At 53.3% G+C, this 24768-nt stretch carries 18 protein-coding genes and 1 pseudogene; 6 read left to right on the top strand and 13 right to left on the bottom strand.

Features of this window, described 5'->3' with window-relative positions; genetic code table 11:
• Positions 1-26: 26 nt before the first annotated feature.
• Together ABWQ15_RS09825 and ABWQ15_RS09820 are read right to left on the bottom strand one after the other, a co-directional pair.
• Positions 27-1217, bottom strand: coding sequence for a M20 metallopeptidase family protein (locus tag ABWQ15_RS09825; RefSeq protein ID WP_353908597.1), 1191 nt, complete (start codon positions 1215-1217; stop codon positions 27-29).
• A 568-nt stretch (positions 1218-1785) separates the two neighbouring features.
• Complete coding sequence (locus ABWQ15_RS09820) at positions 1786-2124, bottom strand: hypothetical protein (RefSeq protein WP_353908596.1); 339 nt, start codon at positions 2122-2124, stop codon at positions 1786-1788.
• Positions 2125-2764: 640 nt separating this feature from the next.
• Between ABWQ15_RS09820 and ABWQ15_RS09815 the strand changes: the two genes are divergently transcribed.
• A complete protein-coding gene (locus tag ABWQ15_RS09815; protein ID WP_353908595.1) occupies positions 2765-4423 on the top strand; it encodes a ribonuclease J in 1659 nt (552 codons plus the stop codon).
• Positions 4424-4690: 267 nt separating this feature from the next.
• Positions 4691-4789 (top strand): annotated as a pseudogene (locus ABWQ15_RS09810) (AbrB/MazE/SpoVT family DNA-binding domain-containing protein); the annotation flags it as partial.
• A gap of 198 nt (positions 4790-4987) precedes the next feature.
• Here the strand turns inward: ABWQ15_RS09810 and dapB are convergent.
• Together dapB and ABWQ15_RS09800 are read right to left on the bottom strand one after the other, a co-directional pair.
• On the bottom strand, positions 4988-5797 hold the full coding sequence (gene dapB / locus ABWQ15_RS09805) for a 4-hydroxy-tetrahydrodipicolinate reductase (protein ID WP_353908594.1): 810 nt from the start codon (positions 5795-5797) through the stop codon (positions 4988-4990).
• Between the two features lie 236 nt (positions 5798-6033).
• Positions 6034-7185, bottom strand: a complete 1152-nt coding sequence (locus ABWQ15_RS09800) for a double-cubane-cluster-containing anaerobic reductase (protein WP_353908593.1) — start codon at positions 7183-7185, stop codon at positions 6034-6036.
• A 351-nt stretch (positions 7186-7536) separates the two neighbouring features.
• Here ABWQ15_RS09800 and ABWQ15_RS09795 point away from each other — a divergent pair, with 351 nt between their 5' ends.
• Positions 7537-8865: a peptide MFS transporter gene (locus ABWQ15_RS09795; RefSeq protein ID WP_353908592.1), complete on the top strand. Its 1329-nt coding sequence runs from the start codon at positions 7537-7539 to the stop codon at positions 8863-8865.
• Positions 8866-8970: 105 nt separating this feature from the next.
• Positions 8971-10764 carry an aminopeptidase P family protein gene (locus ABWQ15_RS09790; protein ID WP_353908591.1) on the top strand — a complete coding sequence of 598 codons (1794 nt, stop codon included), beginning with the start codon at positions 8971-8973 and terminating at the stop codon, positions 10762-10764.
• Positions 10765-10867: 103 nt separating this feature from the next.
• Here ABWQ15_RS09790 and ABWQ15_RS09785 read toward each other — a convergent pair whose 3' ends face one another.
• The 3 genes from ABWQ15_RS09785 to ABWQ15_RS09775 form a co-directional block, all read right to left on the bottom strand.
• Complete coding sequence (locus ABWQ15_RS09785) at positions 10868-11764, bottom strand: LysR family transcriptional regulator (protein WP_353908590.1); 897 nt, start codon at positions 11762-11764, stop codon at positions 10868-10870.
• 131 nt (positions 11765-11895) lie between these two features.
• Positions 11896-13308 (bottom strand): APC family permease, encoded by a 1413-nt coding sequence (locus ABWQ15_RS09780; RefSeq protein WP_353908589.1) that lies wholly within the window; start codon positions 13306-13308, stop codon positions 11896-11898.
• A 25-nt stretch (positions 13309-13333) separates the two neighbouring features.
• Positions 13334-14410 carry a M24 family metallopeptidase gene (locus ABWQ15_RS09775; RefSeq protein WP_353908588.1) on the bottom strand — a complete coding sequence of 359 codons (1077 nt, stop codon included), beginning with the start codon at positions 14408-14410 and terminating at the stop codon, positions 13334-13336.
• Between the two features lie 299 nt (positions 14411-14709).
• Between ABWQ15_RS09775 and ABWQ15_RS09770 the strand changes: the two genes are divergently transcribed.
• Positions 14710-15159: a DMT family transporter gene (locus ABWQ15_RS09770; RefSeq protein ID WP_353908650.1), complete on the top strand. Its 450-nt coding sequence runs from the start codon at positions 14710-14712 to the stop codon at positions 15157-15159.
• Positions 15160-15185: 26 nt separating this feature from the next.
• Here ABWQ15_RS09770 and ABWQ15_RS09765 read toward each other — a convergent pair whose 3' ends face one another.
• From ABWQ15_RS09765 to ABWQ15_RS09740, 6 genes are all read right to left on the bottom strand, one after another.
• Positions 15186-16268: an NAD(P)H-dependent flavin oxidoreductase gene (locus tag ABWQ15_RS09765; RefSeq protein WP_353908587.1), complete on the bottom strand. Its 1083-nt coding sequence runs from the start codon at positions 16266-16268 to the stop codon at positions 15186-15188.
• A gap of 259 nt (positions 16269-16527) precedes the next feature.
• Positions 16528-17337, bottom strand: coding sequence for a response regulator (locus tag ABWQ15_RS09760; RefSeq protein ID WP_353908586.1), 810 nt, complete (start codon positions 17335-17337; stop codon positions 16528-16530).
• Positions 17338-17358: 21 nt separating this feature from the next.
• The gene (locus tag ABWQ15_RS09755; protein WP_353908585.1) at positions 17359-19140 is read right to left on the bottom strand and encodes a sensor histidine kinase; all 1782 of its coding nucleotides are present in this window, start codon (positions 19138-19140) and stop codon (positions 17359-17361) included.
• Positions 19141-19181: 41 nt separating this feature from the next.
• On the bottom strand, positions 19182-20066 hold the full coding sequence (pepI, locus tag ABWQ15_RS09750) for a proline iminopeptidase (protein ID WP_353908584.1): 885 nt from the start codon (positions 20064-20066) through the stop codon (positions 19182-19184).
• Positions 20067-20563: 497 nt separating this feature from the next.
• Positions 20564-21016 carry a C-GCAxxG-C-C family (seleno)protein gene (locus ABWQ15_RS09745; RefSeq protein WP_353908583.1) on the bottom strand — a complete coding sequence of 151 codons (453 nt, stop codon included), beginning with the start codon at positions 21014-21016 and terminating at the stop codon, positions 20564-20566.
• 259 nt (positions 21017-21275) lie between these two features.
• On the bottom strand, positions 21276-22319 hold the full coding sequence (locus ABWQ15_RS09740) for a proline racemase family protein (protein ID WP_353908582.1): 1044 nt from the start codon (positions 22317-22319) through the stop codon (positions 21276-21278).
• A 398-nt stretch (positions 22320-22717) separates the two neighbouring features.
• Here ABWQ15_RS09740 and selB point away from each other — a divergent pair, with 398 nt between their 5' ends.
• A complete protein-coding gene (selB, locus tag ABWQ15_RS09735) occupies positions 22718-24619 on the top strand; it encodes a selenocysteine-specific translation elongation factor (RefSeq protein WP_353908581.1) in 1902 nt (633 codons plus the stop codon).
• Positions 24620-24768 lie beyond the last annotated feature (149 nt).

The raw sequence follows: 24768 nt of genomic DNA, 5'->3' as shown, positions 1-24768 counted from the left end.
CCGTTCCCGGGTCCGGAATACCCCTGTTAACGGTTCAGATATTCGATGGCGATGCTGGCCATGGCCCGGATACCGCAGGGCATGGCTTCCTCCCGAAGGACGACCTTGGGACTGTGGAGCGGATACAGCTCCTCCCCTCCCTGTCCGCCAAAGAGCATGAAGTAGGCGGACGGTGTGCCGGTCATCTGATAAAAATAGGCAAAATCCTCGCTGAAGCCCATGGGCCGTTCCAGCTCCACGATGGCGTCGCCGCCCAACTCGGCCGCGACCGCCTTTCTGGCGCAGTCCACCAGGTCCGCGTCATTGTAGGCGGCGGGATAGCCGTAGTAGTGATAGATATCCACCTTGCAGCCGGAAACGGACTCCATACCCTTGCCAATGGCAAACATCTGCTGGCGGATGGTCTCCCGTACCTCCTCGGAAAAGGCCCGGGATACGCCGCCGAATTTCACCTCACTGGGAATCACATTGGGTGCGTCGCCGCTGTGTATGCTGCCGATGGAAAGGATCCCCGTCTCCAACGGGTCGATCCTGCGGGCGACGATCTGCTGCATATCCACGATCATCTGGCAGGCTGCCAGAATAGGGTCGTCCGTTTTCTGCGGCTCGGAGCCGTGTCCGCCCCGGCCAGTCACCGTCACGTCGTACAGGTCCACGGAGGTAGTCATGGACCCCGCCCGCATACCGATCTTACCCATGCGCTCTTTATCCGGCAGCATGTGGATGGCATAGATGGCATCCACATGGGGATTTTCCAAAACGCCCTTTTCCACCAGCTCCATGGCGCCGCCAGGAAGCGTATCCTCGCTGTGCTGGAAGATCAGCTTCACCGTTCCGCGAAACTGGTCCCTCATGCCGCACAGCACCTTCGCCACACCCAGCAGCATGGACGCGTGCATGTCGTGCCCGCAGGCGTGCATCATCCCGGGCGTCTCGCTGGCAAAGGGCAGTCCGGTATCCTCGTACACCGGCAGCGCGTCGATGTCGGCCCGCAGGGCGACGCATTTACCCGGCCCCGCAGTGCCATGGATCAGGGCCACCACAGCCGTGGGGACGGGCTGCTCGATTTTGTCCACCCCGTATTCCGCCAGCTTTTCCCGAATCAGCGCGGAGGTCCGCACCTCCGACCGGCCGATCTCCGGATACCGGTGAATGTCTCTGCGGATAGCGACGATTTCGTCGATACATGCTTCCGCGCCAGTTTGAATCGCGCTCATGTTCATCAGGCTCCTTTCTCTTCTATCACCGCTGATACGTCATGCAAAATGCCTGCAAAAGCGGGCGGTTTATCGAAATTGGCTGCGAGCTTTCCCACCGAGTATTTTCAGATTTTCTGTGTTGAGAGAACTGCAGAACGAATCTTGATTTCCCGCTGCGGTCTATAAATTAAAGAGGGGCTTTTGTAAAACATCCACAAAAGTCCCTCTTAGACCAGTTCGCACAGACGTCTTTGCTCTGCTGTTTACTTTCCCAATCAAGCGTTTTTTGTCGAGCAAACAGTTAGTTTAGCTATTTAAATTGTATTATGACGTAAAACGCATAAACAGTCAATAGCTGTCAGCGAAAATTTATCCAAATTTTTTAAGGAATTCTCGTATTTTATGGTCTTTTTGCCCAGAAGTTGCATTGCAGGTTTGGCGTTTTCATGTGCTTTATCTTTTGAAAAAGTCCCCCGTAGAGCGACAATGTTGCAAAAATATGTACATATTGGAAAGTTGGCAGATTCTTGTCCGCTTTTAAAAAGAGTCTCGCCGTTTGGAATAAAAACCGCTTTTTATTTGCATTTTATGCAAAGCCGCGGCGGACGTCCGAAAGCAGGTAATGGCCGAGTCCGCACACAGTCAGTCCTCCTCCCGCCGCCCAATAGAAGACAAGCAGGGATGAAACCGTTCCATAGGTTTCAAGCACCCCAGAAAGACAGCACCCAACGCTCAGCGTCGCCATGGCGCAGGCCCACAGGCATCGGTAAACCCCGCAGGTTACGGCGTTTCCAAACCGGCTCCGGGTGGGAGTCCACGGTCCGAAAGTACGGACGCCCAGCGTCAGGGCCTCCGGCCAACGAAGCGCCGCTTCCGTCACGACGACGGCAAAGCCCCTCAACAAGAGCGAACGGACCATAGGCACAAGTGTTTCTCCCGGTTCGTAAGCTGGAATCAACGCAAATTTTCGCTGAGACACCAGATCATTTCCTTATATAGGCTTCTTTTGCCTGGCGGGCTCAGTGTATCCTTCAATGATTGATAATAACTATAAAATTCTTGTTGGCTTGCGCGCTTTTGGCGTACGTCTGCGCTATCGGCTTTTTTGCCAGATCGTTCAGGCGTGTAAAGCCCGGCGAAAAAGCACGGTTCAGAAACAACGCGGTGTCTCTTCGACGATCAAAACCGAAAAAAATGTATACAAATCACGCAGAACGTGGTATACTATGCTGAGTATTATCACACAGAGTTTTGTGTGCAGCGCGTTGAGCAGCGAATATTTGCCGCTCCGCCGCCGCAGAACGTTGGTTTTTGTATTTCACCGGGCAGAACTGCGGTTCCATTCCGGTTTAATAAACGGACAATCTCACAGGGTGCAGCGTGGACGCAGCGCGCCTTTCCGCCGGCGAAACGGGGTCGGACGGAGGCGGGTCGTCCATGATTTGGTGCGGCTTTTTGCGATGCAAGGAGCTTTTGCGCCTCATTTTGGTATGCGTTTTTTCGCCGGGCATTCCGGGAGATCTCCGTATTTTTACATACTTAAATAATAAAGGAGTTCTCTATCTATGGCAGAAAAACTGAAAATTATCCCTCTCGGGGGACTGGACGAGATCGGCAAAAACATGACCGTCTATGAGTGCGGCGGCGAGATGATCGTCGTGGACTGCGGCATGGCCTTTCCCGGAGATGACATGTATGGCATCGATCTTGTGATACCAGACGTAACGTACCTCATTAAAAATCGTGCACGAGTCCGCGGCCTATTCATCACGCACGGGCACGAGGACCACATCGGGGCCATCCCCTACGTGCTAAAGCAGATTAACCTCCCCATCTACTGCACCCGGTTCACCGCCGGTCTTATCAAGCTGAAGCTGGAGGAGCACGGGCTTATAAAATCCACCAAGCTCATCACCGTTGAATCGGGTGAAACCGTCCGGGTGGGCAAATTCAATGTGGAATTTATCCATGTGAACCACTCCATCGCGGATTCTGTGGCCTTTGCTATCCACACCCACATGGGGACGGTCGTCCACACCGGCGACTTCAAGATCGATTCCACCCCCATTGACGGCGAGTTCATGGATCTGGCCCGTCTGGGTGCGCTGGGGAAAGAGGGCGTGCTGGCCCTGTGCGCCGACTCCACCAATGTGGAGCGTCCCGGTTTTACCCCTTCGGAAAAGACCGTTGGAGCCACCTTTATGCGTCAGTTCACCGGATGCAACGAGCGTATCATTGTCACCACCTTCGCCTCCAATGTCCACCGCATCCAACAGGTGCTGGACGCCGCCGCCGCCACAGAGAGGAAGGTGGCCGTTACAGGCCGGAGCATGGAAAACATGATGAAAGTCTCCACAGAGCTGGGCTATATGAAGGTACCCAAAAACACGCTTTTGGATCTCAACAAGATCAAGGGTCTTCCGAAAAACAAGCAGGTCATCGTCACCACCGGCTCCCAGGGTGAGGAAATGAGCGCGCTGTACCGCATGGCGTTTTCCACCCACCGGCAGGTAGAGCTGGGCGCGGGGGACAAGGTCATCATCTCCGCCTCCGCCATCCCCGGCAACGAGGTCACGGTGGGCCGGGTCATCAATGAGCTGTTCCGTAAGGGTGTCAATGTGATCTATGATCGGGCGGATATGCTCCATGTCTCCGGCCACGCCTGCCAGGAGGAGCTGAAAATTGTCCACGCGCTGACGAAGCCCCGTTTCTTCATCCCGGTCCACGGTGAGCAGCGAATGCTCCAAATCCACTCCAATCTGGCCCAGTCCATGGGTATGGATCGCAATCACATTGCCATCGCGGAAAACGGCTCCGTCATTGAGATCACAGGAAAGAGCATGAAGCTCAACGGAACCGTCCCCTCCGGCGAGGTGTATATAGACGGCTCCGGCGTGGGCGATGTGGGCGCCGTGGTCATGCGAGACCGCAAACGTCTCGCAGAGGACGGTATGGTGGTGGTCATCCTGCCCATCTCCTCTCACGACGGGCAGCTGCTCTCCAAACCTGAAATTGTCACCCGGGGCTTTATCTACGTGAAGGAGTCCGACGATATGATGCGGGAACTGCAGAATATCGCCATGACGGCGGCCTCCAACGCTCCCCGCCAAAAAGGCCGGGACGACAGTGAGCTGCGCAGCGCGGTAAAAACCGCCGTCAGCAATTATCTCTTCAAAAGTACCCAGCGCAACCCCATGGTCATTTCCGTGGTCACAAAGCTATAATATCAACGCCTCCGGCTAAGCCGGAGGCGTTTTTTCCCCTCAGCGAAGCTGGGGATCCGGCGCAGATGCTATATTGACCGCACAACTAGGAAAAATAGATATTCTCAAAAGCGGTTTAAGTGGTAAATCGTCTCTTTTTGAGATTTTGGTCAGAGCAGACCGACGGCTTATTTCCATACAGTTCCAGCGTAACCAGCCGCATAGGAAAACAAATCCTGCGGATACTACATCCACCGAACCAAATGATACCTTAGGAGGAAGTTATAGATGAAAGCCACTGGAATTGTACGCCGCATCGACGACCTTGGCCGAGTGGTCATTCCCAAGGAAATCCGCCGCACCATGCGTATCCGCGAGGGCGACCCGTCACATATGACATTGACACAGTGGGCGCGGTTTTGCTATGGGATGTTGGATTTGGCAAAGCGCACGGGTTGGCAATATACATAGAGGAGACACTTTCCGGCCGGTGCCTGATTTGGCAGTCGGGTTCTTCTGCAAACTGAGGAGAGTCTGCAACAGATTGTGTTGCAGACTCTCCTTTTAGGAGGCGGATGGCCTCGTTCATTCCTCTTGTGTACTCCCAAATACATTTTCCACCGAATAAAGGCCCGCCGGCTTACCTGCCAGAAATGCCGCGCAATCGCAGGCTCCATGGGCAAAGCAATCCATATTGTAGGAGTGCTGCGCAATCTCAAGCCGCTCCCCCATACCTCCGAGAAAAACAATGTGGCTGCTGGGAATATCTCCGGCACGCAGGGAGTGGAAGCCAATGGAACCGGAGCTTCTCGCGCCATGCCCACGGCGGCCAAATTCGGCCACGTTCTCCAGGGCGACTCCCTGCCCCTTGGCGATCGTCCTGCCCAACTCCAGCGCGGTTCCACTGGGCGCGTCCAGCTTCCAGCGGTCGTGCATGTCCAAAATTTCTACGTCCACCTGGTCGCCCAGTTCACCTGAGACCATTTTAAGGAACCGGTTCATCAGAAATACCATTCGGGAGGTGTTGGCGGCGCGCACAATTGGAATCTGCTTTGCCGCCGCCTGGAAGAGGTTGTTTTCCTCCTCGTTCAGGCCGGTTGTCCCACAGACCAGAGCCTTTCGGTGCCGAAGGGCAGACTCCAGCACCATGGGAGCCATCTTTCTGACGGAAAAGTCGATGACCGCATCGCAGCCTTCAATCACCGTTTCCAGATTCTCCACCACAGGCACACCCAGGGCTCTTCCGACCAAGGCAACCTCGCCCAAGTCACGGCCTATATAGTCGCCGCCCGGAGCTCCCACGCCGGCGGCTAACTCCAGCCCCTCCCGTGCAGCAGCCACACGTACAATGGCACTTCCCATCTTTCCTCTTGGCGCGATAACAACCAGTTTCATATTTATGACCACACCTTTCCGCTGCGCTGCAAGACAAAAAAAGAGAAGAAACGCAGTGTCTCAAACGCAGCTTGTCTAAATTTGCCAAGCTCCTGGCAACGTGTCTCAAACTTCTCTCATTGCTCCTATTAAACGTCCCATCCGGTCCCCGTCCCGTTTATGCTGCTGCAATGCGGATTTCTACTTTTTAATCGATATACAGATCCCGAAACATGCAAATGGCTGTTTTGGAATAATCACAGCATCTCCAGTAGCGCCTCCATGCGGGTACGCAGCTGTTCCAAATCCGAAGTAGAATAATCCGCTTCGATTTTCAGATACGGTATTTTTAATTCATCCGCCAGGGAACAAACACTGTCTGCTTCCACCGCATAGGTGTGACACGCCTGTAAAACAATTTCGACGATGGCGTCCGCACGATAGTCCTCCGCCAGTTTTGCCAGCAGCTCCATACGGTGGCGGTTTGGCGTCATAACCGAGCAGCCAATGTTAAGATAGCGCCGGGCAATAGCCCCCACAATGTCTTCCGCCCCCTCATCCACCATCTGCCAGGCGGCCTTAATTCCGCTGCAGTTTTCAAAGCAGACCACTACGCCTCCCAGATCCTCGATGACCCCCACGGTCTTTTCCAAAACCCCGCCGATTGGGCACCCGGTAATCAAAATTCTCTTGGCGCCGGAAGGCACCGGACACTCTCCCCGCTGATAGGCTTTCACAACCTCGCCTTTCAGCTGTTCCAGCGACTGCAGGATTTCCTCCCGATGCAGCCGGAATCCGGCACCCTCCAAGGCCTTGTATAACTGGTAACCCCACATGGGAGGCGGGTCCAGCCGCTGTAATTCCATCAAGGAACAGCGCAATGCGCGTTCCTGGTTGCGAATATGAGCAGCCTGGCGCAGTTTTTCCTCGGTGATGTCTGCTTGAAACCGATCCTCCAGATAGGAGATAAAACGGCGCAGCTCCTGCGTCCACATTTCCTGTGCATAATCGCAGTCGGAGCCTTGGGGAAGATGGAGTACATAGACCTCTTTGATCCGGCCCAAAAGCTCATACATCTTCTTTTTCCCGTCACAGGTCGTCTCCCCCACGATCAAATCGGAAAAATAGGTGTAGGGACACTTGTCCGTCACAGCAAAACCGTAGCTTGATTTGATTAATGGGCACAAGTTCTTTGGAAGATGAGCCTCGGCGGCACCCACCGTCTCATTGCTCATGCCGCAGAGGCTCACCGGGATAATTCCGGCTGCGTCCAGAATTTCGCAGGGTGTGAACGTACAGAAGATACCCGCAATCAGGCCGCCTTCCTCCTTAATCTGCTTGACCTGAAGAAATCCGTTGCGCCTAGCCTCTGAAAATTCTTCAAATTGCTCGGGAAGACTTTTTACCATAGCATACCTCACCTTTCAAATTTCCGAAATAGGATGCTCAGCCCGTTTGCTCTTCTATATTACGGCAGGACTTTTGCGCAAGCCGTGCCGCCTGCCGTCAATTTTTATCCCCATCATACCAGAGAACTCAGTACTGTCAAGAGCTGTGCGTTTATGAGAACCGCCCGGGCCAAGCGTAACAAAAATGCATAGCAGAATGCGTTTTCTTCATGCCGCAATCCATTGCCTGTACGTTCAATAAATGTTAACATTTTAATGTTCCAGCTTCGGATACTGCAAGCCATCCAAAGCGGTGCATGGCAGAACTTTTTTGCGGTTTTGGCCTATTTTGAAAGAAAATGAGGGAAGAACATGGAAAACAAAAAGAAGTATCCTTTCGGGTTCTACGTCTGCTCCTTCACCTTTACGCTGGAGCGTATGGCGTTTTACTCCTCCAAATGGCTGATCGCCATCTGGATCGTTGCCGCAACCGCGAAAGGCGGTCTGGGCTTGGAACCCGCACAGGGCGCTATGATGTCTGCCAACTTTGTGGCGTTCACCTACATCACCCCCATGATCGGCGGCTATATTGCAGACCACTGGATCAGTCCCCGCATCTGTGTCACCGTCGGCGCAATTTTGATGGGCGCCGGTTACGTTTGCGGCTATTTTGCCACCGGCTCCGCCATGGTGTGGATGATGATTATCCTGGTCTCCATCGGCACCGGCCTTTTCAAGGGCAACCTGTCCGGCGTCAACGGCCAGCAGTTCAGCGACAAAGAAATTCTGGACTCCGCTTTTACCATTCAGTACTCCTTTGTCAACATCGGCTCTTTGATCGGCACCACGTTCGTCGCTTTTGTCGCCCGCGCCGTGAGCTACAATTTCTGCTTTCTGGTCTGCGGAGTTCTGCTGTTTCTGGATGCCGCCTGGTTCGGCATTCTCGGCAAAAAGCATCTGGGCGAGTGCGGCAAGTATCCCTTTAAGCAGGGCCAGGTCAAGGAGAGTACCGCGGTCGCTGCCAGAGCTCCTCTGACCCACTCCCAGCGGAACAAGGTATTCGCGATCATCATGGTTACCATTTTCTCCATCATCTTCTGGCTGGTCTGGTATCTGACCTACATGCCCGTCTACTATTACTGGGGTCCCGATTCAGGCTGCCTGAATCACGCCAACTGGATGATCGGCAGCTTCACCGTTCCCTCTTCCTGGTTCGATTCCGTCAACGGTCTTGCCTGCATTCTCCTCGGGCCGGTGCTGGCCGCGTTCTGGTCCAAGAAGGCACAGACTCCCAAGGGCGACCTGAGCATGTTCAAAAAGACCGGTCTGGGCATGGTCTTCATGGGCCTTGCTTTCATGGTGATGTGCTTTGCAGATATCATCCGCGGCGAAAACCAGGCAAGCCTCCTGTGGATTCTGGCTGTCGGCCTTTTGATGTCTTTGGGTGAGATGGTGTTCAGCCCCCTGGGCAACTCCTTTATCACCAAGTTCGCACCCAAGGAGCTGCTGGGTCTGCTGCTGGGCTTCTGGGCATTCGCCATTTTTATTCCTGCAAAGTCTTACGGCTATTTGTTCGCGATTCTGGAAAAGCAAAACTTTGTTGCCGGTTACGGCACGGTTGGCTTGATCGTTCTTGCCTGCGGCGTTGTTCTGTGGTTCGCCGACAAGAAGCTCAATAAGCTGCTCACCGCAGAGGACTAATTTCAAATCATCTGGCGTCTTTTTTCTCCGGCGCTGACGGGGCGTCTCAGCAGTTTGACTGAGACGCCCCGTTTCCAAAATATAATGGTCAGGGAGGTTCAGCAAATGAATGTTGCAGAACGGATTGTCAAGCTGCGTACGTTGATGGCACAAGCGGGCATGGACGCATATGTCGTTCCCTCTGCCGACAACCATCAAAGCGAGTATGTGGGCGAACATTTTAAGTGCCGCCGCTTTATTACCGGCTTCACCGGCTCTGCCGGCACTGCCGTCTTCACGCAGAACAAGGCAGGGCTTTGGACGGACGGCCGCTACTTTGAGCAGGCGGAGCGTCAGCTCGCCGGAAGCGGCCTTGAGCTGTACCGCATGCGCGAGCCCGGCGTTCCCACAGTGGAAGAATTTTTGACGGCAGAGCTTCCGGAAAACGGTGTGCTGGGTTTTGACGGGCGTGTGCTTTCCGTGGAGGAGGGCAAGGATTTTGAAGCCGCTCTTTCCTATAAAAACATCCGTTTTGCCTTTGAAGAGGATTTGGTCGGCAAGGTCTGGACGGATCGTCCGCCCCTTTCTGAAGAACCCGCGTTTCTGCTGGCGGAAAAGTACACCGGCGAAAGCGCCGCTCACAAGCTTGCCCGCGTCCGCGAGAAAATGCGTCAAGTCGGTGCAACCGTCCATGTGCTGGCATCTCTGGATGATGTTTCGTGGCTCATCAATCTACGCGGTAACGATATTGAATATTCGCCCCTGCTGTTGTCCTACGCATTGATTGATATGGATAAGGCACTGCTTTTCATGGATGAGTGCAAGCTCAATGCCGAGTGCCGCGCCTATGTGAATGAAAGCGGCTTTACTCTGCGCCCCTACAATGATATTTACAAAGAGATCACTTTTCTTGCAAAGCAGGAGACGATTCTCCTTGATCCCATGAAGCTGAATTTTGCCCTTTACAAAAGTATTCCTGACAATGTTCGCAAAGTGGAGCGTCCCAATCCCACCATTCTGATGAAGGCAATGAAGAACCAGGTGGAGCTGTCCAACATCCGTGAGGCCCATATCAAGGACGGCGTTGCCGTCACCCGTTTCATGCGCTGGGTCAAACAGCACGCGGGCAAGGATACTCTGACCGAGCTTTCCGCCACCGACCAGCTGATCGCTTTCCGCAAAGAGCAGGATGGCTATTACTGGGACAGCTTTGAACCCATCTGCGCATACCGCGATCACGCCGCCATGATGCATTATACCTCTACACTGGAGACAGATGTCGTCATGAAACCCGGCGCACTGTTCCTCAACGACACCGGCGGAAACTACAGCGAAGGGTCCACCGATATCACCCGCACCTTTGCGATCGGCTCCGTTTCGCAGGAACTAAAGGTTCACTTTACCGCCGTGCTGCGCGCTATGCTGCGCCTGGCCTCGGCCAACTTCCTCTATGGCTGTACCGGCTATAACTTGGACATTCTGGCGCGCGGCCCTGTGTGGGATCTCGGCATCGACTTCCGCTGCGGTACGGGACACGGCGTCGGTTACATGCTCAGTATCCACGAACCCCCCACCGGCTTCCGCTGGTACGTTGTACCCGCCAAAAACGAAACACATCCGCTGGAGGAAGGTATGGTGCTGACCGATGAGCCGGGCATTTACGTGGAAGGCTCTCACGGTATCCGTATAGAAAACGAGATGGTGGTCCAAAAGGGTGACGCCAACGAATACGGACAGTTCATGCATTTCGAGACGCTGACCTTCGTTCCCATTGACCTTGACGCCATTGATCCCGCGTTGATGAATGAGCAGGAGCGCGCATGGCTGAACAAGTATCACCGCTCTGTCTACAATAAACTAGCTCCCCGCATGACTGCCGATGAACGGGAGTGGCTGGCTCGGTATACGCGCGCCATCTAATCCGAAACAACCCGAAGCGGCGAGCAGGCGTATGGAAAAAGCAAACAGCAGGAAGGGTCCTTGATCCTTTCTGCTGCTTGCTTTGGAGCTTTAACTTTTTATTTCAGCGCACTTCGTTAACCTGCTGTGCCTCCCCACGGGCAAAGGCCGTCAAATCCTGAATCATACGACTTCGTTTCTGCCGCTGGTTCTGCCTGGGAATGACCATGGACAGCATACGCGTTTGTTCCGGCAAAAAAGGGCGCGCCACAACATTCGCACTGCTGCCCCGCAGCGTCATTTCCGTTCCCATGGAAACCCCCATGCCTCTGGCGACCATGGAGAGAATACAATCGTCGCCGCGTACCCGAAACCGCTTGGGCGGAGTCAGTCCGGTATTTCCAAGCACCTGCGTGATGTACTCGTCCGTTCCGCTTTCCTGCAAAATATAGGGATATTGCAAAAGCTGCATAGGCTCCACCGCCTCTTGCGCAGCAAGGGGGTGCTTTGGCGGCAGTACCGCCATGATCGGCTCGCGCAAAAGTTCTACGATCTGCGCCTCGATCACAGGATAGGGCGGCGAAGTGAATGCAACATCGATCACACCCTGCTTCGCCAAAAACTCAATCTCGCCATGGTCGGCAACAATGATCTGATATTCAAGCTGAGGATATTTTTCCAGCATGGACTGCATCACATTCGGCAGAAAACGCCGGGAAAAGCTCTCCGAGCAGGCAATGCAGAGCCGGTCTGAGGCTCTATACTTTATTCGGTGGACGATTTCATTGAAATCATCCGCATCTCGCAGCAGAATGCGTAGGTATGGCTCGATCTTTTTTGCCTCCGCGGTGGGGCGCACACCATCTTTCTCCCGCACCAGCAAGGGAAATCCGAACTCACCCTCCAATGAGGTGATCATGCGGCTCAAATTGGATTGCGTATAGTTCATCTGCTTTGCGGCCTTGGAAAGGTTTCCCACTTCCATGGCGTACAAGAGTGCGTAATACTTTGTCAGGTTCAAGGAAAGCCCTTCCTTTCACGTTTCTTCAGACCGCTTTGTCGCGCATAAAATAATCCTTGCGCGGTTTGAAAGCAGGTCGAAAAAACAGCCACTGCTCCAAAAGGACACAGTCCTTTTGGAGCAGGCTGCATTTACTCCTGCCTTGCCTGTAGCCGGCGAGGCTGAGAGACTCGCCAAATAAACAGCCCCAGTAAGACCACCAGCATCCCGCCTCCGATCAGCTCCGCCTCATAGGCAAGATTGTCCGCCTGCGTTTTCATGGCTGGCGCGGCGGAAAGTACCACGCTCAGCGCACAGGCAATCAGCGCAATCGTTGCAATCACCACGGCGCTCTGCGTGTTGCGGCACATTGCATACGGACGCACCTCATCCGGACGATCACTGCGCAGCTTGATATAAGCGGCAAACAGCAACACATAGGGAATCATCCCTGTCAAGGCCGTAATGTTGACCAAAATGTTATAAATGTACTCTACTGCCGGCAGCAACGACGTCCCCAGCAGAATCACGGTGACAAAGATCGCCTGCCCATAAACGGCGCGGGTCGGCATTCCCTCGGCGTTACACTCCATGATCTTATCGGAAAAAACGCCGCGGCTGACACTGCCGAACAGCATCTTGACCGGCGAGGCCACATACAGCACCACACTGCCTGCAACGGACACTGCAATTCCCACCGCCATCAGCCGCACGAACCACATGCCAATCCCCAGTGACGCCCCCGCGCGGGCGATGGCGTCAAGAATGCCGGTGGTTCCGGTAATTTCCTCCGTCGGCATCACCATGGTAATGCCGATTGAGCCAAAAATGTAAAACCCCGCGATAATAGCTGCCGCCGTAAAAATCGCCCGTGGGATTGTCTTTTGCGGTCGGTCAATGGAGGTGACAAAGTTCGCGCAGACCTCCGTGCCAGACAGGGCAAACATCAAGGTTGAATAGGCAACCATCGCGTCCATATCAATGTTTGGCCAAAGCTCCGTCCGGTAATCGGCGACACAGGGCAAGGTCTTCAGAAGCAACACGGAGGAAGCGGCAAGCGCGATCATCACCACCGTCGGAATGGTGGAGCCCATGGCGCTGGCAGTGGTGAACATTTTCGCCCGCGCCAGCCCCTTTGTGCTGATAAAAGACAGTATCCAAAACATCACCACGGAAACGCTCAGCACCAGCCATTTGTTTTCCGACAATTCTTTATGACCGAATACATAGGTCATATTGATCACGAAGAATGTCAAAAAACCGGCGTACCAGAAGGCTTTGCCTGTCCAGTTGAGCCATGCTGCCAAAAAGCCCGTTTTTTCGCCAAACGCCTCCCTCACCCACGCATAGAGCCCGCCGTCGGTGGGGTATGTGGATGCAAGCTCGGCACAGATCAGCGACTCCGGGATGAAAAAGACAACCACGCACAGCACCCACATCGGTATCGCGCCGACGCCAAATCCGAAGCTTGCCGCCGTGGACTTTGCAATCCAGCGAATGCCATATTGGGCCGTGACATTGATGAACACAAGATCCCAAAATTTAATGGTTGCCTTTTCTTCCATCATATCCCCCTATGCCGATTAAAGATCACACCACCAGCAAATCCTTCGTAAAGCGGTTCAGGACTTCGCAGCCGTCTTTGGTAATCAGAACCAGATCCTCAATCCGAACGCCGACCTCACCGGGGATATAAATGCCCGGCTCCACGGAAAAGACCATACCCGGCTTGATGACTTCTTCGTTGACAGAGGAGACATCTCCGAATTCGTGATCCTCGATTCCGATATTATGACCGGTGCGATGGGTGAAATACTGACCGTATCCCTTTTCGGTGATATAATCGCGGCAAGCGTTATCCACATCGCAGAAGCGATTGCCGGGTTTTGCGGCAGCAATGCCCCGCAGGTTCGCCTCCAGGACCACATGATAAACCTCACGCGCCTTTTCGGACGCCTCGCCAAGGAACACCGTGCGGGTCATATCCGAGCAATAGCCATCCTTTACACCGCCGATATCGAGCACGACGGCATCACCGCGCTTTCCCAGCGTCACCTTGTCGGTGGCATGGTGCGGATCGGCAGCGTTCGCACCGTAGCCAACGATTGGATCAAAGGAAACTCCTTCGCAGCCGGCCTTTTCATACTCGTCCAAAAGAATATCTGCAACGCCCTGCTCGGTCAGGCCGTCGGCAACGTGGCGATACAGTTTTTCCATAACCATGTCGTTCACCTGAGAAGATACACGCATCAGTTCCTGCTCCTTTTCATCTTTTATCTGGCGGATATGATCCACAAGCACCGAGCTGTTAACAAAACGACAGCCCGGGCGCAGCTCCATCAGACGCAGCAGGAATTTTGCGGGCCAGACTTTGTCAACGCCGAAGGTCTTTCCGTCTTTCACGTACTTGGCAAGAACTGCGACGCAGTCGTCGACATCATCGTAATACTCAATATCGAAGGTGAATTTGTTGCCCTGCGGAAACAGCTTGTTCAGAACCATCTGCACCTTGCCGTCAATGTTCAGGAACAGGGTCATCAGGCGTTCTCCCGGATGAATCCAGCAGCCTGTCAAATAGTAAATGGAGGCAGGATCAGAAATAATCATCTGTTCCACTTGGTTTTCTTCCATGGCTTTCATAATTTTTGCAAGTCTCGTATTTTCCATAGTAAACCTCCGCAATCAATAAAATAGTGATGCCGCTTCGATCCGTAACATCCTTCTTTACAGATTATGCCGTTTACCGAAGAAATAGCGCGTAAAAACCGCGTTATAACCGCGTTCCACTTGTGAATTTCTCCCATTTGATTCAATTGTTTTCAAATATTTTGTTAAAAACGCAAATAACCAACTTATAGAAACTCATGGACGCCTGACAAAAACATCGCCTAGGAAACTTCCCAGGCGATGTTTCTCTGTTCAAACGGGCGTCATAATTCCGTTGCCAATCGGCATACGGTTATGAAATACAGGAGTGCGGAACGGAGGCGGTCATACTGTATCAGGCAATCTTAGGCGCAATCCTGGCCGGTATTTTTACCGCTCTGGAATCCAGCGTCAACTCTCAGCTGGCAAAACAGCTCACACCCAGCATTGCAACGCTGCACAGCCTTGTTACCGGAGCTGTCCTCATGGCCGCCATCAGCATTCTCAGAGGCTCTTATACCCGCTATATCCGAGTTCTTCATATAAATCCGATCTGGCTGATCGGAGGACTTTTCGGCGCCATGATTATCTATTTATCCTCAAAATCCATCCCTGTGCTGGGCGTTTCAAAAACACTCACGCTGATTCTCTCCGCCCAGATCATCACCGGTGTTGTAATTGATACGCTGGTCAATCACATCGGTATTGATATTTACAAAATATTCGGCGTCGCATTCCTGCTGCTGGGAGCCAATCTGGTTATACGATGAAAACCGTCGCCGCAGGGAGCTGCTTGTCAGCAGATCGCCAGTGCGGCTTCGGCTTCGCTTTTCAGTTCTGCAATCAATTCCCGGACGGGGACAATTTCTTTAACCCTGTGCACATTACTGCCCACAAAAATCAGCCCGTCATCTACCTTTCCCGTCACCGCATTGATCAGAGCCTTTGAGATACAGTATGGTGCCACCTTTGGATTACAGCCCTTCAGGCAGCTGAAGCAGCCCTTTATATCGTCTCCGCATTCCGCCACTCTCTTTATGAACGCATTGTTCAGCGCTCTGCCCGGCATACCCACTGGGCTTTTGATGATGACTATATCTTCTTCCTTCGCGTTGACATATGCTTCCTTATAGGCACGATCCGCATCGCATTCGTCGGTCGCCACAAAACGGGTTGCCATCTGGACGCCGTCTGCGCCAGAGCGAATGCATTCGGCAATATCCGAGCCGTCAAAAATTCCGCCGCCCGCGATCACGGGAATATGCTTTTTAAATTTCTCCCCAAACGGTTTTACAGCTTCGATCACTTCTTTTACCGTATCAAGCAGCTTGGGCTTATCCGGTCCCGCTAAAACTTCGGGAGAATACCCCAAATGCCCGCCGGCCTCTGTCCCTTCTACCACAACCATATCTGCGGTAGCGTCGAAATGTTGATTCCAAAATTTCAAAATGACTTCCGCGGCCTTACCCGAGGATACAATCGGCGCGATCCGGGTTTTAGACCCCTTCACAATTCCGGGAAGCCTCAGCGGAAGCCCCGCCCCGGAAACGATCAGATCAATTCCCTCTTCGACCGCAGCTTTTGCCAATTCCTGATACTGATTCATTGCCACGAGTAAGTTTAATCCAATAATTCCCTTCGGAGCCAGCTGTCTCGCCTTTCGGATCTCGCTCACCAACGCCCGCAAATTGACCTCAAACGTATGATTGGAGAAGTCAGGTTCCCGATATCCGATGTTGACGCCGGATATCATTCCGATCCCGCCTTCATTTGCAACCGCTGCGGCAAGTCGGGCTCCGGACACACCGATGCCCATGGCTCCTTGAACAATGGGCACCGTCGCAGTGAGCCCGTTCAATTCAATTTTGGGAAGATTCATTTTGTACCTCACTTAATATGGATAAGTGGAGTATACCCTTTTTTGGCTTTTTATGCAATGCATAAATATCCGGAGAACCACTAATTTAACGTACAATAAGCATGCAAATATGGTAAAACAGAAGAAAAAGCGCAGACGATGGCCAGCGCGAGTCAGCCGAGCTTCAGCGAAAGAACGAACGATCACGCGTGCGCCCCGACAGATTGTCAGGGCGCACGCGTTCCGTTTCCCGAAATAATCGGTCGTTCTTTTCACCAGGCTAAAGTGTCTGTCTCAGTTCTTCTGAGCGCATCGTCAGCATGGCATTGGTTTCCTCACCCCAGCTATAATTACGCATATATTCGCCGTTATAGGCTCGGATCGCCCGTGGATCGCCCTCTAAAAAGCGATAGTAATCACAGTCCAGCAGTTTTACGTTGACACTGCGCTGATTGCGCATATCAATCAGAAGATCTCCGATCCCCGCATCCATCAGGTTCCGGCGCAGTTGGGTAAGCGTCTTGCGGTACACACTGCCGGCTAGGGAGTCATGGGGCCGCTCCTCCCACAGAACGGAAATTGCCTCCTCCGCACTGACCGACGCACCCCGCCGGTCAATCAGATAAGCTAGGAGCTCCTTCGCCCGCGCATTTGGAAATTTGACCATAACATCATCCACAAACACATCAAAATTGCCAAATGTAGTAGCGCGTATTCGCTTTACCGTACCCACCAGCTGCTTTTGCGCCGCTTCCACTTCTTCACGAATACGGTTCGGATGGGCGGGCTTGAGCAGATATCCATTCCCCCGTATGCCAAACGCATCAACCGCATATTGGGCGTGTGCGGTGACAAACACAAGATAAAGGTCAGGGTGCAGTCCACGCAGCTGCCTTCCCAACTCAATGCCGTTCAGTTCTGCCATTTCAATGTCCAAAAACGCGATATCGACCGGATTCCCTCGAGCAAACGTCAGTGCCTGCGCCGCGTTTTCAAATGCGTGCAGCGACGTGATCTGAGCATAGGCGCCCAGAGCACGGGTCATAAATTGTAAGGAAAGGCTTTCGTCATCAATCACGATACAATTCATGCCAGTCCTCCTTCCTTACAGTCAACCGCGTTTACGCGGCAGAATAAGAGTTACAAGCGTCCCCGTAGGTGTACTTTTGATTTGCAGGTCACCGGAGGCGTTGATTTGCAAACGGGTACGCACATTGTGAATTCCAATGTGCAGTTCGCCGTCAAAGGCGGGATCCTCCAGCACCCGCCGCGCGTCAAAGCCGTTGCCGTCGTCGCGCACAGTGACATAAATATTTTTTGTGTCTCCAAACGAATGAATTTGGATTTCACCGCCCGCCGTTTTCTTTGTTACCCCATAGCGAACCGCATTTTCAACGATCGGCTGAAGTGACAGGGGTGGAATGAGAAAGTCCTCCTCCTCCAGCACCCAGCGCACCCGCAGGCGTTTGCCAAAACGCATTGACTCCAGCTTCAGATAATTGCGGGTATGCGCCGCTTCCTCGGAAAAGGGAATCAGCTCCTGCTTTTCAAGAAAATTCATGTCGCTGCGCAGGTATTCCGAAAAATCCACGATGGCGGTCTCCGCCTGTGCCGCATCAATCACGCACAGGCATCGGATGGTATTGAGTACATTGTAGATAAAGTGCGGACGGATCTGACTGAGCATCATGGCGGCCTTTTGCTGCTCTGCGGAAATTTGCAGCTCCACCGCCTCCGCCGCCTTAGCGTGCAGCTCGCCGTTGATCAGCATGGAAGCATGGTATATATAACCCATGCAGGCCATTGTGGATAAAAGTCCGAAGCGCAGCGGCGTGTGATAATGATAGATCACAAAATCCGCCGCAAACACCATCAAATTGACCACTACCAGTGCAAAGGAGGTCAGCCGTCCGCTGGATACACCGTTACTTACAATCTGAGCGTACTGGTTGCGCATTATGCAAACAAACAGCACAATCATGTTTAAATGCTGCAAGATCATACAGGACATGGCGGGAACACCCGTGAGTGTTGCGATAAATACGGCGGCGTAAAAGGCAATATAGTAAACAAACAACAGCCGCGCCGTGCGTACGATGGAGCGATTCTCCGCCGCCTCGTTCAAGTAGCAAACCAGCGTCACCGGCAAAAGCCACAAGGCCGACAGCCCAACCCAGGAAAGCCAGTCCGGCATGGCAACCAGCACACGGCCGGAAAGCCCCTGATAAAAGTCCCATATGCCCAGTTGGATGGCCGCCATGCCAAGGGTCAAGAGCCGATAATCCGCCCGGTAATAACGACGGTTTTTAAAAAGGTTGAAATTTAATAGCAGATATCCGCCATAAAAGAGATTGGATACGCTCAGGAGGAAGAACGGAAGCTCCTTTAAAATCGAGTATAGCTGGCAAGCAATGCCGCTGTCAAGATACAAGTCGCCTATATAGACAACGGTATTATCCTTCCACGAAAGGTCCAATGTCAGGACCTTTCCCGCATCGGCGGGGGAAAGATCCACATACTGCCAGGAATACGGCATGGTCAGCGATTGCAGCGTACCCGTTCCGTCATAATGATAGATCTCCTTTCCGTCGATCTTGGCGGAAAGTGCAATCAGCGATGTGCGGAACATCAGCACATCGTCCGCATTCAAAAATCCCGGCAGACGGCGGAGCAAATGCAGCGTGTTGCCCTGTACGTGAAAATCTTCTCCCAGCGCCACCATTCGCGTCTCCTCTTGAGAGGAGAGCATCCAGTCATCGGTGAAGGAATAGGGCGTCATCCGCGTCAGCTGTTCCTGCGGCAGAAGGTTGGCATAACTGCAGATCAGCAGCAGTGACACCGCGATCGCAGTCAGCAGGATGGTCAAAAATTTGTTTCGTCTTTTCGTTTCCATCACAACCGCCCTCTCCGCTCCGTTTCTGCCGTCCTCAATGCTCAGTCGTTAGCATTCAGCCACTGGCGCATCAAAGCGATATACTGCTCATTCTCCTCCACAAAGCTCATATGGCGGCAGGCGCGGAAAAGCTCCCATTTTGCATGGGGAATCCGATCATACATGTATTTCGCTATATAAGGTGCGCACAGATCGTTTCCTCCGCTGATCACAAGCGACGGCTCGCGGATATCTTCCAGCTGCTTGGTCACATCGTAATTCCGCAGGGTACCCAGCGGGGTGAATTCATTGGGGCCCCAGCCGACCACATAGGATTCTTTTCCTTTTTTCACCTTGCGGCGCAAGCATTCGGGAGAATCCTCCGTCACTTTGCCCGCCGCGTGGCGCAGCATGTACTCATCCTCTGCGGCAGCATAAATCGGATCGCTGTAATCACCGGAAGCAGTCGCTTTTGCAATGGCATCCTGCATATCACGAGGCAGCTCGCAGATCATTCTCTGCTGCTCCTCCCCCCACATCCATGAGGCAGGCAGCGTGCTGGAGAGGATCAGACTTTTGAGGCCCTTATGCTCGTAATTGCACACATAGTCCAAAAGCAGCATGCCGCCCCAGGACTGTCCCAACAGATGTATTTCATCAAGTCCCAGATGTTCCCGCATCGCAATAAATTCCGCCACCCACGTTTCCGCCGTCCACAGCTCCGGATGTCCATCCACATAGGAATTGCCGCAGCCAATCTGGTCGTACATCACAAGCTGGCGCCCGTCCGCCTGCGCAAGCGCATCGAGCACCTCAAAATAATTGTGGGTCGAACCCGGCCCGCCGTGGAGCAGTACCAGCGGCTTTTTCATGCCTGTTTTTTCACCAACAATTCGGTAGTACGTTTTGTACCCGTGAAACGGCATATACCCTTCCTTGATTTTCATGATGCAGCATCCTCCTGTTACTATGTATTTGGTTGAGGGCACGGCATCCAGCCGTGCCTTTTTCCATCTTGTTTCGAATGAGAGGACAAGGGGTCTGACGAAATCCTCCAGGGTCTTTGTGCCCGTGCGTAAGTCAGCCATTCTCTTATTTGCAGGCTTATTCGGCGCCTTCTCCCGTTGGAAAAAAGCACCGTTTCCGCGCTTTATTATACCGGAATTTTGTGAAATTGTACAGATGAGGCCTATGAAAGAATCTCATAAAAAGCAACCATAAGTGAGTAACGTCCCAAAATAACGGAATGGACACAAGTTCTCCACGATACCTTGGCAAAACATCCGCATGGGCGGCCGCCTTTAACACGAGGCATTTCTGCCACTAATAAAACATCAAGGGAGCGACAGCACCAACGCCTGCCGCTCCCTTGAGATTGTTTACTCCGGTCGCTCTTTCCGAAAAACCAGCTGTATAAAAAGAGCAGTAATGCTTTGTTCTGTTCTTAATTCCCCATCTCCCGCTCAATTATGTGCGCCGTCATCTCTACACAGAAGGAGACAATCTCCGCGCATTTTGCTTTGCGGGACTCCATCTCCCGATTCGGAAATTCCTGAATCAGCTTGCCGCAGCAGGTGGCACCGAAGCGTTCACGCACCGCCTCGGCAAGCTCGCAGGTCAGCTTGTGGCATTTGTTGGCGCAAGAATCGCCCTGTGTCCGTCTTCCAAACACATAACCGATGCACATCGTACCGCCTGCTACCGCGCCGCAGAGGCAGCCCGCTCCGCCGAGTCCCCATGGAAAACCTGTGCTCATAGCAATGGCATCATCTGAAAGATTCGTCCAACCGAAATTTTTGCGAAGTGCATAGATCACGGATTCCGAGCAGGCAAAGCCGTGATGGAACACATCCAGCGCGTCCGCCTGCAATTGTGCATAATCAATCTTTTGTTCCATTCAGACATTCCTCCGAAATTTTTGGTTGCTCGCAAGTGTAGAAATCCTCAAGCTCAATTTTAGCAGCGGAGCACATGCAAGACCTTTCCGCAAAAAGCCGAGAAGGAGCCGGAACCAGCGGCGCCTCCCCGGCTGTTACTAAATTTTAGGGATTATGCCCTTGTGCTGTGCCGGGATCATCGGGTACAAGAGATACCCGATGATCCCAAGAAACAAGTCCGCCTTTCCGCCCTGCGCTGAAATCAGCGGTTCCTGCGGATCAGCCGACAATAAAGCCCTTGCCCAGCTTGTCTGTCGGATCAATTACATAAGTAGCTTCGCCGGTCAGGTAAGCGCTGCCGGTAACCATGGGGATCACGGCATCGAATGGCCCCATTTTTGCCTCTTCCTTTATGACGCCCTTAAACATGGTACCCATAAAGCTCTCGTAGATAAAGGGCTGTCCGATTTCAATCTGCTTGTGCGCGTACAGTGTGGCCAATTTTGCGCTGGTGCCGGTACCGCATGGGCTTCGGTCCGCCTGCGCCTCTCCGAAAATCACGACATTGCGCTTATCGGCGCCCTGCGTGACGGCGGGGCCGTAAAACTCGACCAGATCCACGGTGGTGATATCCAGCTCGGGATGCTTGATCTCAACCGTCTCGTTGATCTTATTCATCAGCGCCATGCCCAGTACCGTCAGTTCGGGAACGGTCTTGGAGTTGATGTCGATTTGCAGGCTGGGCTGCTGGGTGTCCACCAGAGCAAAGAAGGAGCCGCCAAAGGAGATATCGTATTTGATTTTTTTGCCCATGACTTCGGTTTCCAGATTTTCTTTATACAGGAAAGCGGGGACATTTGTCAAAGTGACATTGAGAACCTTGCCGTCCTTGCACTGGGCCTCGGTGTGAATCAGCCCCGCCGGCGCGTCCAGCGTCACATGGCTCACCGGCTCGGTCATAGGAACCATACCGGTCTCCAGCGCAACGGTAACGGCACCGATGGTGCAGTGACCGCACATGTTCAGCCATCCGCCGGTATCAATGAAGTAAATTCCGAAATCCGCTTCTTCATGGACGGGCTGGCAGAGAATTGCGCCAAACATATCGTGATGCCCGCGGGGCTCCAGCATAAGCGCCTTGCGATATTCATCGTAATGCTTTTGCAGATAATACTTGCGCTCCAGAATCGTGTCACCTTTCCCCTCGGGGAATCCCTCGTACACAACGCGGCAGAATTCACCCTCCGTGTGCGCGTCGATTGCTTTGAAGCAGGCTTCAAAACGCTTGGTATTCAGGACTGGTTTTGGTTCAAATGTCTTCATGAAAAACTAACATCCCTTTCCGTAATATTCTCGTTTTTTAAATTCGGGGGAGATCTCGCTTTCATTATGGCGTATCGCTTTGTGAAAATCAACCATATTTTTGATTTTATACACGGCATTTATAAGTCAAATACACCGTAGCTCCTTGAGGCAGGCTGTAATCATGCACAGAAAATTCCGCTAATTTGTTCTGTTTCTTGACAAGAACTTGTGAACTCTATACAATAACAAAAGCAAGGAGTTTTACGCCGGCGTCCACGCAATCGGGCAAGGCGCAGACATCGGCGTTCCGTGATAAATCCGGGAAACCTTCTGAATTTGGTTTTTTTACCCTGCTCGCGCAAAGCGGACCGGACAGTGACATGCCATAGGGCACAGACGAAAGGCAGAGGACAGATATGAAGCATATCATCATCGGAACCGCAGGGCATGTGGATCACGGAAAAACCTGCTTGACAAAGGCCCTGACCGGAATCAATACCGACCGCCTGAAAGAAGAGCAAAAGCGTGGGATTACCATTGAAAACGGCTTTGCGCAGCTGACGCTGCCAAATGGACAGGAAGCCAGCATCGTAGATGTCCCAGGGCATGAACGCTTCATCCGGAATATGCTGGTGGGCGCGTCCGGAATGGACGTTGTGCTGCTGGTAGTGGCAGCGGACGAGGGATTTATGCCGCAGACCAGGGAGCACCTCGGAATTTTGTCGCTGCTGGGCGTCAAGAGCGGAATCATCGTGGTCACAAAGACCGACATGGTGGAGGAGGAATGGCTGGAGGCCATGCTGGAGGAAATCCGGGAAAATGTGAAGGGAACGTTTCTGGAAAAGGCGCCCATGATTCCCGTCTCTGCGTACACCGGTCAGGGAATTGATGAGCTGAAGGCACAGATTATCTCTTTGGTGGACGGCGCGGAAGAAAAAAGCCACGTCCGCCCGTTCCGGCTTCCGGTAGACCGGGTTTTCACGGTAGACGGCTTTGGCACGGTAGTCACCGGCACAGTGGTGGAGGGTACTGTCAAAACAGGAGAGACGGTGACCATCTATCCTTGTGGGGAAAAGGCCCGGGTTCGCGGTATTCAAAGCCATGACCGGTCCATAGACCAGGCAGCAGCGGGAATGCGCGCGGCGCTGAATCTGATTGGGCTTGATCGACACGGGATCAGGCGGGGCGACACGGTGGCGAAGCCGGACAGCATGACGCTTTCCTCTTGCCTGGACGTGCAGATCAACATGCTGAATGACGCACCTTTCGCTTTGAAAAGCGGGACGAAAGTTCATTTTTATCATGACACATCGGAGCTTTTGTGCAAAGCGCGCCTGCTGGATGCGGAGACTTTAGAGGCGGGGCAGCAGGGCTTTGCTCAGCTTTTATTCGACCAGCCGCTGGCGGTAAGAAACGGAGACCACTTTATTCTGCGGTTTTTTTCTCCCACGGTAACGATTGGCGGCGGCGTGCTGCTGGACGTGGACGCCGCCCTCCACAAGCGCCGAAGCTCGGCTGTACTGGACAATCTGCGCGCCCGCGCTTCAGGCTCTCCGGACGAGGTTGTGCTGCGGGTATTGGAAAAAGGAACCGCGCCGAAGCACAAGGAGTTGGCGCAGGCCTGCGCTCTGACCGAAGAGGACCTGGACGCAGTGCTGTCGCCGATCCTGGAGAGGGGCACGGTGCTGAAGCTGGGCCAGCGGTACCTGCTCCTTTCTTCGGTGGAGGCGCTGTGGAATTATACGCGAGAGATTCTGAAGGCTTATCATCAGCAATATCCGCTGCAAGTCGGTATGAATCTGAACGAGATGAGGAGCCGTCTTGGGTCTAAAAGTCCCGTTTATATTACGGATGACTTAATTTCCTGTTTTACGCGTGATGGCAGGCTGAGGCTGGAAAACAGCGTGGTGGCGCTGCCGGACTTTGAGGCGGCCTATACGCCGGAATCCACCGCCATCCGGGCACAGGTGCTGGCCCTGTACGACGGTTACGGTCTCCAGCCGGACACCGCGGAGCACGTGGAAGCGGCGCTGGGCGTTGACCCGAAAGTGCTGTCCCATGTGATTGCGCGGATGCGGTTCGACGGGGAACTGGTCTCCCTTTCCCCGCAGCTTCTGGTGGATCGCGCCCATTATGATCTTGCCAGGCAGACCATGCTGGAGCTGTTTGCGCAAAAGCCTGAATTGGGACTGACGGAATTTCGGGATGCGCTTGGTATCTCCCTCAAATTTGCCCGGGCCTTTTTGGAGCACTGGGACGGAAACGGAATTACCCGCCGTACAGAGGGCAACACGCGCGTTTTGCTCAAGCAGAAGTAATTGCCCGGTCTCCCTTTCAAACTGAGAGCCGGATTCCATTTTGATTCCTACTGAAAATGCAGAGGGCCTGAACGCCGTCCTTTATGCTCTCCCGCAATCGGGTAATCGTGATCAGTTCCTGCCCCTCCGCAGAAAAGCCCGTCGGTTCT

Origin of the sequence: Oscillibacter sp. (assembly GCF_040505565.1) — a bacterium.
In the GTDB taxonomy this organism is placed as follows: Bacteria; Bacillota; Clostridia; order Oscillospirales; family Oscillospiraceae; genus Oscillibacter.
This window is presented reverse-complemented; position numbering and strand designations above follow the sequence as displayed.